The 15,148-nt window shown below is 42.3% G+C and carries 14 protein-coding genes; 5 read left to right on the top strand and 9 right to left on the bottom strand.

What is annotated here, in order from left to right; translation table 11 throughout:
- The first annotated feature begins 143 nt into the window (after positions 1-143).
- Both AAEO56_RS16350 and AAEO56_RS16345 read left to right on the top strand, forming a co-directional pair.
- Complete coding sequence (locus tag AAEO56_RS16350; RefSeq protein WP_341698143.1) at positions 144-1,589, top strand: glycoside hydrolase family 30 protein; 1,446 nt, start codon at positions 144-146, stop codon at positions 1,587-1,589.
- 219 nt (positions 1,590-1,808) lie between these two features.
- Positions 1,809-2,318 (top strand): hypothetical protein, encoded by a 510-nt coding sequence (locus tag AAEO56_RS16345; RefSeq protein ID WP_341698142.1) that lies wholly within the window; start codon positions 1,809-1,811, stop codon positions 2,316-2,318.
- Between the two features lie 63 nt (positions 2,319-2,381).
- On the opposite strand, the gene AAEO56_RS16340 is transcribed toward AAEO56_RS16345, so the two are convergent.
- The 5 genes from AAEO56_RS16340 to AAEO56_RS16320 form a co-directional block, all read right to left on the bottom strand.
- Entirely contained in the window at positions 2,382-3,755 is a 1,374-nt protein-coding gene (locus AAEO56_RS16340; RefSeq protein ID WP_341698141.1) for a glycoside hydrolase family 16 protein, read from the bottom strand.
- A 284-nt stretch (positions 3,756-4,039) separates the two neighbouring features.
- On the bottom strand, positions 4,040-4,504 hold the full coding sequence (locus AAEO56_RS16335; RefSeq protein ID WP_341698140.1) for an acyl-CoA thioesterase: 465 nt from the start codon (positions 4,502-4,504) through the stop codon (positions 4,040-4,042).
- Positions 4,505-4,615: 111 nt separating this feature from the next.
- Positions 4,616-5,197, bottom strand: a complete 582-nt coding sequence (locus AAEO56_RS16330) for a Crp/Fnr family transcriptional regulator (RefSeq protein WP_341698139.1) — start codon at positions 5,195-5,197, stop codon at positions 4,616-4,618.
- A gap of 74 nt (positions 5,198-5,271) precedes the next feature.
- Positions 5,272-5,775: a hypothetical protein gene (locus tag AAEO56_RS16325; protein ID WP_341698138.1), complete on the bottom strand. Its 504-nt coding sequence runs from the start codon at positions 5,773-5,775 to the stop codon at positions 5,272-5,274.
- 216 nt (positions 5,776-5,991) lie between these two features.
- Positions 5,992-6,786 carry a hypothetical protein gene (locus AAEO56_RS16320; RefSeq protein ID WP_341698137.1) on the bottom strand — a complete coding sequence of 265 codons (795 nt, stop codon included), beginning with the start codon at positions 6,784-6,786 and terminating at the stop codon, positions 5,992-5,994.
- 156 nt (positions 6,787-6,942) lie between these two features.
- On the opposite strand from AAEO56_RS16320, the gene aroC reads away from it, so the two are divergent.
- The gene (aroC, locus tag AAEO56_RS16315) at positions 6,943-8,001 is read left to right on the top strand and encodes a chorismate synthase (protein WP_341698136.1); all 1,059 of its coding nucleotides are present in this window, start codon (positions 6,943-6,945) and stop codon (positions 7,999-8,001) included.
- A 252-nt stretch (positions 8,002-8,253) separates the two neighbouring features.
- Positions 8,254-9,819 (top strand): T9SS-dependent choice-of-anchor J family protein, encoded by a 1,566-nt coding sequence (locus tag AAEO56_RS16310; protein ID WP_341698135.1) that lies wholly within the window; start codon positions 8,254-8,256, stop codon positions 9,817-9,819.
- Between the two features lie 82 nt (positions 9,820-9,901).
- On the opposite strand, the gene AAEO56_RS16305 is transcribed toward AAEO56_RS16310, so the two are convergent.
- Complete coding sequence (locus AAEO56_RS16305; RefSeq protein WP_341698134.1) at positions 9,902-10,315, bottom strand: thiol-disulfide oxidoreductase DCC family protein; 414 nt, start codon at positions 10,313-10,315, stop codon at positions 9,902-9,904.
- Position 10,316: 1 nt separating this feature from the next.
- Entirely contained in the window at positions 10,317-12,485 is a 2,169-nt protein-coding gene (locus tag AAEO56_RS16300) for an endonuclease MutS2 (RefSeq protein ID WP_341698133.1), read from the bottom strand.
- Between the two features lie 134 nt (positions 12,486-12,619).
- Here AAEO56_RS16300 and AAEO56_RS16295 point away from each other — a divergent pair, with 134 nt between their 5' ends.
- Complete coding sequence (locus tag AAEO56_RS16295) at positions 12,620-13,285, top strand: uracil-DNA glycosylase (RefSeq protein ID WP_341698132.1); 666 nt, start codon at positions 12,620-12,622, stop codon at positions 13,283-13,285.
- Between the two features lie 53 nt (positions 13,286-13,338).
- On the opposite strand, the gene AAEO56_RS16290 is transcribed toward AAEO56_RS16295, so the two are convergent.
- Both AAEO56_RS16290 and AAEO56_RS16285 read right to left on the bottom strand, forming a co-directional pair.
- Positions 13,339-14,271: a transglutaminase domain-containing protein gene (locus AAEO56_RS16290; protein ID WP_341698131.1), complete on the bottom strand. Its 933-nt coding sequence runs from the start codon at positions 14,269-14,271 to the stop codon at positions 13,339-13,341.
- A 27-nt stretch (positions 14,272-14,298) separates the two neighbouring features.
- Positions 14,299-15,144: a substrate-binding domain-containing protein gene (locus AAEO56_RS16285; protein ID WP_341698130.1), complete on the bottom strand. Its 846-nt coding sequence runs from the start codon at positions 15,142-15,144 to the stop codon at positions 14,299-14,301.
- Positions 15,145-15,148 lie beyond the last annotated feature (4 nt).

Below are 15,148 nucleotides of genomic sequence, written 5' to 3'. Positions count from 1 at the left end.
ATTTTTATTGCCAAAATAAAGGTAATTGGCCTGTTGTAATGCGATGATATCAAAAATTACAACAGCAGCCTGTTAAAGTCTGCTGCATCGCAATAGCTGCCATCTAAATATCCTATTTTTGAGATCTTAAATAATTGACTCAAATGAAAAAGCTAATTGCCGTACTCGGTTTATCTGCACTTACATTATTACAATTTGGCTGTTCGTCTTCATCCAGCGACGGTGCTCCTTCCAATAACAATCCTGACCCTGTAGGCCCGGGAACCAATGAAGTAGATTTCTGGCTGACCAATAATGCCGGTACAGTAAGGCTAACAAAGCAAACAACGATCCTTGATTTTGGCACGGTGGCCAATCTCCTTCCATCAATAGAAGTAAATGATGCTACAACCTATCAGTCTATTGACGGTTATGGATACACCCTTACCGGCGGCAGCGTGCAGGTGATCAATGGGCTTGGCGCTGCCCGCAAGCAGGAGTTGCTGCAGGACCTGTTCAATACTACCACAGGTATTGGGGTGAGCTACCTTCGTATCAGCATAGGCGCATCAGATTTGAGTGCATCGCCATTTACGTATGACGATATGCCAACCGGGCAGACCGATCCTTCTCTTTCCAATTTCACCCTGAATAATGACAGCGCCCTCATAGCTATGTTGCAGGAGATACTCGCAATCAACCCGAATATTAAGATCGTTGCCACACCATGGAGCGCTCCGCTATGGATGAAAAATAATAACAGTTTTGTTGGCGGCAGCCTTCAGGCACAATATTATGACGAATACGCGCAGTATTTTGTAAAATACATACAGGGCATGCAGGCGCAGGGCATAGCTATAACCGCAATAACGCCGCAAAACGAACCGTTGAACCCAAATAACAATCCAAGTATGGTGATGCAGGCGGGGGAGCAGGCCAGCTTTATAAAGAATAATTTAGGCCCGGCATTCCAGTCAGCTGGTATTACAACCAAGATCATTGCCTACGACCATAACTGTGATGTGCCTTCGTATCCTTTAACGATATTGAATGATGCTGTTGCAAATCCATTTGTGGACGGTTCGGCATTCCACCTCTATGCAGGGGATATTTCTGCGCTGACAGCAGTACACAATGCCTATCCTAATAAGAATGTATATTTTACAGAGCAATATACCGGATCAAACGGTAATTTTGGGGGCGACCTGAAATGGCACCTAAAAAATGTGCTTATAGGGTCAATGCGCAACTGGAGCAAGAATACCCTGGAATGGAATCTCGCTACCAATGGCTCCTGGGGCCCACACACCGATGGCGGCTGTTCTGATTGTAAAGGCGCTATAACCATTACCAGCAGTGATAGTTATGTGAAAAATGTATCTTACTATATCATAGCCCATGCCTCCAAATTCGTGCCTGCGGGCTCGGTGCGTATCGCCAGCAATATTTCCGGGAACCTGAACAATGTTGCTTTTAAGACCCCGGCCGGGAAAATCGTGCTTATTGTAGAAAATGACAGTACAGGTACTGAATATTTCAATATAAAACATAACGGGCAGTGGGTAAAAACCAGCCTCGAAGGTGGCGCTGTTGCTACCTATATTTGGTAAATGACTTTTGAAACAATAAAAAAGCACTGCGAAGGCGGTGCTTTTTTGTTTGATAATCAAACAGGTAGTTGCTTTTTTACAGGGGAAAAACTTAACATTGGGCAATTGTTTTATTAATTACTTTTGATAACGATTAATTTACTATTAGTTAACAATCAGGTTTTGATTGTTTTCTAGTGTGGTTAATAGAGCACCTGATTTAACTAAATAAAATAAAAAATGAGACAGCCTGTTAAGAAAAGCCCCGAGGCGACAGAAAAAATGAATGAGACTGAAAATAGCAATGCAATTCCCGGAACAGAGGCATCGGCTGAAGCTGTAACTGAAACACCAGTTGCGGCCCCGACTGAAGAAAAACCAAAGCCGGTACGCAAAAGGCCAGCGCCTGCTGCAAAAGCGCCGGAAGTTACAGAAATTCCTGCTGAAGTGAGCCCGGAAGAAGCACCTGCAACTGAACCTGTAACTACAGACGAAACTGCGGAAAGTAATACTGAAGTGAATTCGCAAGCCCCGGTAAAGGTTAAGAAAGCAAAAAAAGCTGATAAAGAGGACAAATCGAAGTCTAAAAAAGATAACGACAAAGACAAGAAAAAGAAGAAAAAGGCAAAGGCTAAGAAAAAAGCTAAAGCTAAAAAGCAAAAAGCGAAAGATAAGGCTAAGGCAAAGAAGAAAGAGAAACAAAAAGCCAAAGCCAAAAAGAAATCAAAATCTAAAGGGAAGAAGAAATAGTTTATACAAAAAGAGCGAAGTCAACAGGCTTCGCTCTTTTGTTTATATAATTTGGTAAGAGTATTATTGGTAAACCCTTATGTAATCAATTTCCAATGATGATTGTGTAAAATTCGGGTCGATATTACCTCCGAAATTACCACCCATAGCAATATTCAGGATAAAGAAGAAGTTATGGTCAAAAGGCAGTGAAGGGTCATTGGTGACAGAGTGTATCAATACATCACCGGCATACATCTTAATAACATCCGTATTCCATATTACAGAATATTCATGGAAGTCGGTAGACACGTTTGGTATTATTGCACTGTTTCCGTTAGCGCTTCCGCCAAAATGCCCGGGGTAATGAAGCGTTCCGAATATCCTGTTCTGCTGGTTGCCCACATGCTCCATAATATCAATTTCCCCGCATGAAGGCCATGCCGCGGTAGTATAATTTTGTCCCAGCATCCATATTGCGGGCCATGTACCGGCGCCGGTTGGGAGTTTGGCACGTATTACCGCGCGGCCATATTTAAAGCTGTACTTACCATCACTTACAAGCCTTGCCGAAGTATAAGGCGAGCCATTCAATGTTTGTTTTTTTGCGGTAATAACAAGTTTTCCGTCAGCAACCACAACATTTTCAGCACTGTTTGTATAATATTGCTGCTCGTTGTTGCCCCATCCGCCCGCACCGGTATTGTACGACCATTTCGCAGGATCGGGTGCGCCTGGGGTATTAAACTCGTCAGACCATACCAGGTTAGTGAAGTTTTCACTCGCCGGTGGGGTAGGCTGTGTTGTAGTAAAAGTATGGTAAACAGCTTTCGAAGGATCATTCCCTATAATTGCCCTTACCGTCATGCGGGTATTGGTCAGCGATAAAATCTCGTATGTACTTTGCCCTGCAAAATAACCCATAAAACCGCCATTGGCAATAGTAAGCGCTTTGCCGGTAGTACGGCCGGTAACCCCACTTTGCGCAACATAAGAATCTGAATCGCTAAAAGTAACGGTTTTGGCGCCTGTTGCAGCGTAAGGCAGGCAGCTGTCGGTTGTGCCGGTACCCCCGTTTGAAGTTACATAACCACCATTAAATAATGTACTGCCGCTATTGTTAACAGTAAGCTTTAGCTCGCCACCCTGAAAATTAAAGGTCAGCGTGTTATCATAAAGGCATCCGGTTTGCGGATTGTCAACATATTCAAAAGGCGCAGCCTGGTCTATGTTGCCATAAAAGTTGATGCCATTGTTCGTGGAATTATCGCCAAAAGCGAGGTGGCCGGTTTCGCCGGCTGCCCAGTACCATGTGCGTGATGAACCGCCCGAAAGCTTGTTGATAAGCTCCTGGTTGGGATCTGCAGGGGTTCCGCTGCCACCATCATTGCTGCTACAACCTGCAAAGGCAATAACCACAGCGCAAAACGCAACGGCTTTGTAAAAATGTTTTTTCATTATTTTAAATAGATTTTTTTGGAAAAGCGAATATAGGGAAATTTAGCGAAAGTCATAGTTTTTCAGTCGCAGCCCGGTTTTTCAGGAATAACGTTACCATTCGTTTTTTATTATATCCATCAGGCTACAGCGATATTTGAAATGGGTTTGTGAGGGTACGCAACCCGTATTCCTATTAATAATGAGGAAAATATAGCGGAGAGCCACGCCCGCAGGCAGATACCACAAAAAAACTTCCGGCGAGAAAACCGGAAGTACAGATTAAAAAAAACGGGAGATTAACACTATCTCCTTAGCGAGGACAGCCTGTCGGCCATAGTAGTATATTGCTGTAATGCAGTATTCTCAAATTGGCGGGCTATTTCAAGGAACCACTCAGGGTGCCTGTCGCGCTTGCCGGTCTGCAGGTTAATATGGATGAATTTCGTCCAAAGTACTGCCTTCAGCTGTTGCCGCTGCACGTCCCACATTACCATTTCTACGAGCAATGTATCATCTGACAATTTTATCAGGGCCGATTCAATGCAAACCATCTCGCTATACAGGGCAGGGGACAGGTACACGATCTCGTGTTTGCTTACCATCCATCCGGAGCCTTTTTTGTAGAGTTCGGTCATATCAATGTCGTGAAATTCCTTCAGATGGTCTTCGCGGGCGTTGAGCATGTAATCTATGTAGCCGGAATTGTTAAGGTGCTTAAAGGGATCGCAGTCGCTGAACCGGATCTTGTAAAATGTCTTTAGTTCCATTGTTGCTTATTTTGATAAAGCAAAGTTGGCTCATGGGAAATATTTTTCCTTTGACATTTATCAAATAAGTTGAAAAGTTGAGGATTCAGGTATGCCGGGGCGGAGCTGGTACTATATTTTTGCCCGTATCCTGCTTAATGTTTCCTGGGTGATACCGAGATAAGAAGAGATCAATCCGAGTGGTACACGTTGTAGCAGGGAAGGGTTGGAGGTAAGTAATGTGTTGTAACGTTCGTGTGCTGAAATGAACTGGATTTCACTGAGGCGTTGGTGCAGCTCGATCATTTCCTGTGTAATAAGGTAGCGCCCCAGTCGTTCGATCTCATGGAAACGGTCGTATAGTTTTTCGAGTTCGGTATAGGGCAGCGACCAGATCACAGATTGCTCCAGCAATTCGATCTGTCGGCCATCCGGAGTATTGGTAACATGGCCGCTCATGGAGCAGGTAAATGAATTTTCGGCTTTAAAGCGTTCCGTTACTTCTTTGCCGTCTCTCAGGTAAAAAGTACGTGCCAGTCCTTTTTCGATATAATATACATTCCTGCAAATTTCGCCGCATGGTACAAGCACATGTCCCTTCGGGAGGCTTTCTTTTCTCATCAGCGAAAGCAATGCCTGCCTGCTTTCGGGGCTTAGCTTTACAAAAGGGGAAATGCTTTCGAAAAAGCTTGTCTTTTGGATTGTAGTTGCCATAACCCAAATGTAGTAAAAATAAGAAACCCATGCATCGAAGCAATGCATGGGTTATACTTTATAATTTTCCGGTATTAGAATTTAAACCTTACACCAAGTGCGATGTCCGGCCCAAAGTTGTTATCACGGAAATCATCGTTCCCAAAATAAAGCTCCGGCCTGAAGTCCAGCGAAAGCTGCAAGGGGATATCAAAGTTGTATTCGATACCTATGTCACCCGCTGCAAAAAGGAATGTACCGCTGTCGTCGTTACCTTTGTAGTAAGGAGGAAGGCGATTATTATCAATTTCCCATGTACCTACACCACCACCAACACCGGCATACCAGTTAAAACCGCCGTCAATATTCCATACCCACTGGTACAAAGCGGCCAGTTTCAGCGCATCATAATAATCAGAATTACGCCATCCAAGGTCAAGTTCTACCCTGTTGCTTGAAGCCAGAGTCCTTTGGTATGAAATTTCACCACCAAACCCATCGTTGTCACCAAGGCGCAAACCAAGTGCGTTTCTGTCCTGTGCATTTGAGCTAAATGCTAATCCTATTAGCATGAAAGCAGATAACAATAGTTTTTTCATAATTTGATCTATTAGTTGTTTATGCGACAAATTTAATCCGCCATTTTTGTAAGAATATCCTAATGTTAATCTTTTAACAGTTATCATTTTGTTAAACTTCAATTTGTATATTTTGATTATTGATTATTAGGTGTTTGTGTGTAAACGATTATAAAAAAGAAAAAGCCCCGAAGATTTTAACATCTTTGGGGCTCTTGTTATTATCTAAGGATACGATTAATCTACATTATAATCATCTAACACTTCCTCCTGGTGTTCTGATGCTGATTGTGGAACCGGCAACTGGCCGCTGAACAGTGGATCGAGCTGGTAATCAAGGTCGGTTACAACATGTACAACACCTATGCCGTCAGCGTAATACTGGCTGGATACTACTACATTTTGTTCCTGTAATATAGTTATAGGAATAGTTATGCCTCCGGAGGTTATAGAGGTTGATATCTTCAGTTTCAACACGGTTTCTACCCTCTTTACATTATTATAACTTTGTCCTTCTACAGTGTAGGTGGCAAGATCTTCTTTTGCGGTAGTGGTCAGTGTATAGTCAAATGCCAGTGGGTATCCCTGGTAACTCTGGTTCAATGTACCTGTTGCCTGGTCAAGCATGGTGTTTACTGTCGCGCTTTCTTTAAATATAGTAAATTCAAAAATAGGTATACTTACGGGGAAATCTGCCGAGAAAGGTATTGCCGCCTCACCCGAAACCAAAAGCTCATCGCCTGCTATCCTTGCGCTATTATTGCTCAACGCGCCGGAAAAGAAACCGTTGGCAACAAATTTTGTTTTTAGTTTTTTATAGGCACTTACACCTATTATAGTATCATTGGCTACATATAGCGAATCCCGTCCGTCCTGAAGGGTTTCGTTATCTACATTATACACCCAGTAATTTCCGTCTGCAAGCGGCAAAAAGGTAGTACTGTTTACGGTAGTATTTCCATTGCTGTCATCGCTGGAGCATGAAGCAGAAAAGAAGCCAAGGCTAAGTAATAAAAATCCGATTTTTTTCATAGGTTAGTTAGTCATTAAGTTCCTGCGAATATAACTATTTTTTAGTAGCAATGCGCTGTACAGGAACTTATATAGAAAGTAAGCAAATGGTTTTACGCGCCATAATTTTTAATTTATAAAAACTAAGGCTTACTTTTGTTGAAACACATATATATTATGGCGGGAAATACATTCGGGAAATTATTCAGGCTTACAACATTCGGGGAGTCACATGGTGCTGCAATAGGCGGCGTTATAGATGGCTGCCCTCCGGGGATAACCCTTGATATGGATGCTGTACAGAGGGACCTGGACCGTAGGAAGCCCGGCCAGTCGGCGATTGTATCCCAACGGAAGGAAGATGATGAAGTCGAATTTCTTTCCGGTATTTTTGAAGGGAAAACGACTGGTGCCCCTATAGGCTTTATTGTGAAGAATACCAACCAGAAGCCTGAGGATTATTCGCATATTAAAGATATTTACAGGCCTTCGCATGCCGATTATACCTATGATAAAAAGTATGGCATACGGGATTATCGCGGTGGCGGCAGGAGTTCTGCGCGTGAAACGATAAGCAGGGTAGTAGGGGGTGCTATAGCAAAGCAGCTTATGCCTGAGGTAAAAATCAATGCATTTGTTTCATCGGTTGGAGAGATATTTATTGATAAACCCTACCAGGTACTTGACTTTTCATTAACCGAAAGTAATGCCGTACGGTGTCCTGATCTCGCTACTGCCGAAAAAATGGAGGCTTATATTAAGGAGATACGTAAAGAAGGAGATACGGTAGGCGGAACAATAACCTGTGTTTTACAAAACGTCCCCGCCGGACTTGGCGAACCTGTATTTGATAAGCTGCACGCCGAACTTGGCAAGGCTATGCTCTCTATAAATGCTGTAAAGGGCTTCGAATACGGAAGTGGTTTTTGCGGTGCAAAAATGAAAGGAAGCGAGCATAACGACCTTTTCAATCCAGACGGAAGTACGAAGTCGAATCTTTCAGGCGGGATTCAGGGCGGAATAAGCAATGGTATGGATATTTACTTCCGGGTGGCATTCAAGCCGGTAGCAACATTAATGCAGAAACAGCAGACTATTGACAGCAACGGAAATGAAGTCGCTATGCAGGGAAAGGGCAGACATGACCCCTGTGTAGTTCCCAGGGCTGTACCTATAGTCGAAGCAATGGCAGGGCTTGTGCTTGCCGATTTTTTGTTACACAATAAAACGTATTAAAATGTGCTTACTGTAAATCAGCAATTTACCTTTAACAGTAGATTTTTTCTTATCCTGAAAATGATGATATGTAAACGCTAAACAGCTGATAATTCTTCGATAAAGGGGATGTTTTAACTCAATAGTTGTAAAAATACAGGTTTTAACAGCCTATTTTTGATTAATTTCCAGTTAATAAAGTTGCGGCTGATTATTTTTTTCCTATTTTTGAAAAAAATTAAAATTATCACAATGAAAAAATTTTTACTTTGTTTGGGACTACTAGGTTTTTCCCAAATTTCTTTAGCACAGGTTGCCCTTACGGAAGACTTTGAGGGAACTACTTTTCCTCCTGCGGGATGGACAACGATAGATTCAAACCCAACAGAAAACTGGTTTAGGGTTGATGAGACATCAACATATCCGGTACCGGTAGCTGGTACAGGTTCAGCCGCTGTAAACTATAATGCTGCTGATGCTTCTGACGAAAGTCTTATTTCTCCAAGCTTTAGCCTTGCAGGATATACTAGCGCTTATCTAAACTTCACAGCAGTATTAGGATATGAATATATGGCTGGTGCACAGGCAGCAGGCGATTTTATTGTTTATGTTTCAGGTGACGGCGGTACAACATGGGATCAAATCTGGGTTGAAGAGGATGAAGGCGTATACACAGATTACGATCCATTGTTTAAAAGGCTTGAAATTAGTGCGTATGCAGGTAATAGCAACGTGAAAGTTAAATTCGAATACACTGGTCAGGATGCTGATACAGTTGTTCTTGACGATATTAGCGTTACAGCATGTCCTCCAATCTCAAATCTTACACTTACCGCACTTACAGATGGTAGCGCTACGTTTACATGGGATGGTACAGCTAGCGGCTATTCTATAGAATATGGTGATATTGGCTTCGAGCAGGGAACAGGTACTGTAGTAAACTTCACTACTACAACAGGAGAACTTACTGAACTTACTGCTGGTACAGGATACTCTTTTTACATCCGTTCTACTTGTGGATTGCTAACTAACGGAGTTTGGGAAGGCCCTTACAACATTTATACTACTCTTTCTGCTCCTGCAAATCTTCCTTACAGCTATGGTTTCGAATCAGCTACTCTTCCTACTGCTGGATGGGCAAGTTCAGCTGCAGCTACTGGTGGTAGATGGGGTCTTTATGGAGATGCAGAATTTGTATACGAAGGTGAGTTTTTCGCAGGTGCTATCGGAAGTAATGCAGTAACAAATGCATGGTTATTTTCACGCGGACTTAATCTTGTTGGAGACACCAATATTACACTTACATATTGGTTGAGGAAAGCAGACCTTGGAACTGGCGTAAGCGCTAACAACAGTATGACTGTTAGTATCGGTACCGACAGGACTGCAGCTGCTCAGGCAACTACTTTAGCTACACATAACAATATAACTGACGATACTTACGTACAACAGACACAAACGTACTATGTACCGGCTTCAGGTGTTTACTATATTGGTTTCCACGCTATAACTGGTGTACAAACAAATGTTACAGTTGGAGGTATTTTACTTGATGGTTTTAACGTTACTGGCCAAACTGCTGGTACTGACGATAACCAACTGTCTCAACTGTCTGTATTCCCTAACCCTGCTACAAACGTTATCAACGTTGTGAACAATGCTAACATCCTTGTAAACGGTGTTCAGATCATTGACCTAAACGGACGTACAGTTAAATCGGTTAAATACGACGGTGTAACTGAGGCTCAAATCAACATATCAGACCTTGCTAACGGTATGTATATGATGACTGTTTCTTCTGATAAAGGAACAAAAACTCAAAAGATAGTGAAAAACTAATTATAGTTTTCAGATAAAACAGAAGCCCCCGATTTATCGGGGCTTCTTTGTTTTTAATAGCAAGGGTTTTAAAGAAATAGATTTATAAAAACTTTGCCCTCATCTCCGGTGTAGGTATCATGCACTCGTTCTTTTTGCCGTACCATTTGTACCGGTTGCGCGCTATATAATCGTATACTTTATTAGAAAGCCATTTTGGCAAAATAGAGAATGCTCCTAATAAAGTGTAAATACCACCAAGTCTCTTAGCTATTTTTAAAGCAGCTTCAGCTTTGTAATAATAGGCATTACCCGGTTCATAAAGTATGATAGAATCGGTTTTTGTAGTGTCGATCCCTATATCGCCGATAATCTGTTGCCCCAATCCGGACTGTATCGGTACAAACCTGAAAATATCTTTCTTATCCCGTTTGATAATAAACTGCACTGTGGCATCGCAAAGGTTGCACACACCATCAAACAGTATTATCTTTTTATCTTTAGGAAGATTATCCATTTTATTTCTTTTTAGCCTCAACCAGTTCCAGTGACTCCAGGTCCACTTTAGAAGTAAATATACCGTAATTCACAGTAGCTTTATTTTTCTCAATACCGTCAAGCGTACCTACCGATTTTCCGTCTATCATCCGCACCCGGTCGCCAATTTTCAGGATTGCTTTTGGTTTTTCAATTGCTTTTTCCTTTATTTTATTTTCTTTTTTCTCTTTACGGATCTCTTCCACCTTCACCTGAACTTCAGCGATCACCTGCTTCTGCACAACTTCCTTCTCCTTTTTTTCTTTAGGAGTGGCTTTTTTTCGTTTCGAATTTTCGATTTCAACCATCTTCAGGAATTCACCAATCAGGTCCTTCTTGTTCTTATTGTTGAAATATTTCTCGCTGATATCGTCCAGCTTTTGCCCCATATAAATAAGGCGCTGGTTAGCATCATACAACTCCTGGTAGCTTTCAAGCTTCTGCTGGATCTTCACATTGATATTCTCCATCTTTTTGCCTTCTTCCCTGGCTTTGGTTTCTTCTTCCTTCAGGTTCTGCGAAGTCTTTTCAAGCTTGGAGCGTTCTTTTTGAAGCGTTGCAATGGTTTTATCAAAACGAACCTTACTACCCTCGATCTTCTTTTTAGCGCGGTTTATGAGGCCATACGGAATGCCATTCTTCTGTGCCACTTCAAACGTGAACGAACTTCCTGCCTGGCCAAGTATCAGTTTGTACATAGGTTCCAGCGACTTTTCGTCAAAAAGCATGTTGGCATTGGTAGCAAAGGGTAGTTCGTTGGCCAATATCTTCAGGTTGGTGTAGTGTGTTGTAATAATCCCGAATGCTTCCCTGTGATAAAATTCCTCAAGGAATATCTCTGCCAATGCGCCGCCAAGTTCAGGATCGGAACCCGTACCGAACTCATCAATAAGGAACAGTGTTTTATCGTTACACTTCTTCAGGAAGTAGTTCATGTTCTTTAAACGGTAGCTATAGGTACTCAAGTGGTTTTCAATCGACTGGTTATCGCCAATGTCGGTCATTATCCTGTCGAACAAAAATGTTTCGCTGCGCTCATGTACCGGTATCAGCAGGCCGCATTGCAGCATTAGTTGAAGCAACCCTATGGTTTTAAGGGTAATGCTTTTTCCGCCTGCATTAGGCCCGGATATAACAATAATCCTGTTTTCCTGCGTCAGCTCAATGGTCTGCGGATAGGTAACTTCACCTTTCCTTTTATTATTGGAATATAAAATAGGGTGGAAGGCATCCCTGAAATACAAACGTTTCTCTTCAGTAATATGTGGCAGCAACCCGTTAATACGACGGGCATATTTCGCCTTTCCGGAAATGACATCAATATCTGTAAGGAATTCCTGATAATCGTATAGCAACGGTACAAAAGGCCTGATGGTATAGCTTAACTGCATCAATATCCTTTTAATTTCCTCTTTTTCCTCGTATTCGTAATTACTTAGCTCTCGCGAAAAACGCAATGTGGCTTCCGGCTCAATATAAGCAATGCTTCCGGTTTTAGAACTGCCAAGTATCGACCCTTTCACTTTTCGACGGTACATGGCCAAAACAGCCAGTACCCTGCGATTTTCTACAACACTTTCTTTAATATCATCAAGGTAGCCCAAACCATTATACTGGGTGAGCGCCATAGCAAAGCTTTGGTTTATCTTACCTTTTACAACGGCCATTTCACGACGTATGTTTGCCAGTTCAGGCGAGGCATCGTCCTTTATCTCTCCGTATTTATCAACTATTTTGTCGATATTTTTGAAAATCTCCTTTGTATATTCAACCTTCTCAGCCCTTATATTAAGGTTAGGGTAATAGTCGTTGAATTTCTCAAGGAATTTGACAAGCGTATTTACCGTTTCGGAAACATTTGCAATTTTCCTGAAAGCCGAAGCCTCAAGGTAGCTGTCTTCAATGGCCAGGAACTTAACCTCGTTCGTTATCGGCTCAAAGCCGTGGTTAGGCAGGGCATTATTATTGTCAAAAGACGAAACATACTCCGATGTCTGTAGCAGCGATTCCATTAATTCTTCCTTGTTTTTAAAAGGAGTAATAAGGAGCGCTTTTTCCTGTCCCGGCTCTGTAGTACAGCTCGCCGAAACGGATTCGAGTACGGTGTAGAATTCTAAGTCTCTAAGGGTTTTTTCTGTTATAGTGATCATTCTTTTTGTAAAGCAAATTCTATGCAAAAATACTACATAATCCTGCTAACTGCACATTTGGCAGTAAAGTTTAAGATGGCTTTATATACAGGCAATAGTGACCATTTATTATATTTGTGTATAATTGAAAAACAATGAACGTAGCCATACACGAATCGTGGAAAAAAGTACTCGCAGACGAATTTGAAAAGCCTTATTTTGAAAGCCTTATCAGTTTTGTGAAAACAGAATATTCTGAACACACCTGTTATCCCCCCGGTAAGCAGCTATTTTCGGCTTTTGACCATTGCCATTTCGATAAGGTCGAAGTAGTGATATTAGGCCAGGATCCTTACCATGGCCCCGGGCAAGCGAATGGCTTGTGTTTTTCTGTAAACGATACTATCCCTATGCCGCCTTCTTTACAGAATATTTTCCGTGAAATACAGGCCGATCTGGGCAAGTCATTTCCGCCAACAGGAAACCTGGAACGCTGGGCAGACCAGGGTGTGCTGCTCCTCAATGCTGTACTCACTGTTCGAAAAGGCGAAGCCAACAGTCATCAGGGAAAAGGTTGGGAATTATTTACTGATGCTGTGATCCAAAAAATATCCGATGAAAAGAAGGATGTGGTCTTCCTCCTTTGGGGTGGCCCTGCCAAAAAGAAAGGGGCCCGTGTTAACAGGGAAAAACATTTGGTACTCGAATCCGGCCACCCTTCGCCATTAAGCGCTAATAAAGGGCACTGGTTCGGCAATAAGCATTTCAGCAAAACCAATGAATTCTTAGCAGAAAAAGGAAAGAAACAGATTGAGTGGTAAAATTATCCGAAGTCCGAAGCAAACAAATATCGGACATCTGACATCTAAAAAAATCAATTAAAAGTCAGCGCCCCCAGTATCTCTTCGCTCATAAAAGGCCCACCGGGGAAATTGGCTGTATAGTCAAGGTTGAGCCATACCTGGCCGCGCTCGTCGATATGATAATGGATTTCCTTACCGCGGCTTTCTTCTACGAAAAGTAACTCTTTAATTAGGTAATTGGCTGTTTCAAGGTCGGCTTCACTTCCCACCAGCATTTCGGGGTACATGTGGTCGCCTGTGTGGATAATCCTCGGTGTACCGCCGATAGCCCTGATGCAAGCCGCCATAAGTATGGCATGGTCATCACAATCGCCGGAAAAATGCTGAAGCGACTCACTGGCATAGGCAATATACTCCCTGTTTTTTGGGTCATTTACATAATTCCAGTTATTCCTTATCTCCTTAAATACCGCAAAACATTGTATCATACGGCGGTGCTGTTTATATCCCTTTACATCCTTAAAATATTTGGTGGTTGCCATTAGGGCAAAATTCCGAACCTTTGGGTTGCTATAATCCACTGCGTCGATTACCCGGGATTTATTTGGAAAAGGGAGCAGTTTTGAAATGATGACATCCTGAGGGTGCGCATCTTCGGCCATGGTAAATAACATAGCTCTGTAATCTTCATATACAGCCATAAAACCGTATGTTCCCGACACAGACCCAAAAACAAGGGCTACAAGGTATAGCGCGATACATACTATGAGTATCGTCCTTAATTTATAAAGAACAAATTGGATAAGAGCGACCAGACCGGCAAATATTAATATCCTGTCAAGCTGGAAAGGCCATTCGGGGTCTGCCAGATTTTGGTGGATGATGATAAAAAGCGGAATTGCGATAAGGATGTTCAGCGCAAAAATGATAACGGAATCCCACGGCTTCTTTACCTGAAGCTTTGCTTTGATTTTTTCTATTTTAGCGAGGTAGGGCTTTGTCATTTTGCATAAAAATAAAACAATTCTGTTTTATCCTGCTGCAGTTTCAAATGCAGCCTTTTTTTCAATAATATTTAGTTCCGACAATTGATCCTGTACTTGTTCAAACGTTTTTTTGTCCAGTTTCTGTTGCGACCAGCGGGTTAATTTGAGCCATTCGTTAATGTCTTCTATTTTCTGCCCGTAACGCTCCGAAAGCATCCTGTCAATACTCGGAATTTCTTTAAAATCTTCTGTTGTCTGGTTAATGATATCAAGAAGCTTGCCGATAACATCCCCGTTATTTTCCAGCACTTCATTTCTCACCGCGATCACAAAGGAAGGCCATGGCGTAAGGCAGTCATCAACCCTCCTGAATATCCCTTTGTCCACAATAGGCTTCGTCATAAAGCGCTCCCACATAAAATAATCAGCTTTGCTTTCAGTCAACGCTTCCACGGCCCCGTCAAGCGTATTGACTAATTCATACTGCATGTTCTCCGTATCCCATCCCTGCTGCTTTGCATTCACTATTGCCATTAGGTGCGATCCTGAGCCATATCGGCTTATGGCAACCTTACCGTTCTTAATATCGTCTAAAGTCTTGTAAGGTGATCCTGCTGCCACGTGGATCCCCCATATCAATGGCGACTCCACATAGATCTGCACTATTTTGCTTTCGTTCCCGGCGGCAATGTCTTTTATGATACCCTCGGTAAGTATTACGGCAATATCAGTGCTGCCGTCACGGAGCATCTGGCACAGATTTCCTGTACCTTCAGGAACATCGATCCATTCTGCGTTTATGCCGGCATTTTCAAATTCACTGCCTTCGATGCATAAATGCCACGGAAGATTGAAATGTTCCGGTACCCCGGCTATTTTTAGTGTTGTCATTGTC

This window comes from Flavobacterium arundinis (genome assembly GCF_038289855.1).
Classification (GTDB): domain Bacteria; phylum Bacteroidota; class Bacteroidia; order Flavobacteriales; family Flavobacteriaceae; genus Flavobacterium; species Flavobacterium arundinis.
Note: the sequence above shows the minus strand (reverse complement) of the source record. Positions and strands in the feature narration are given on the sequence as shown.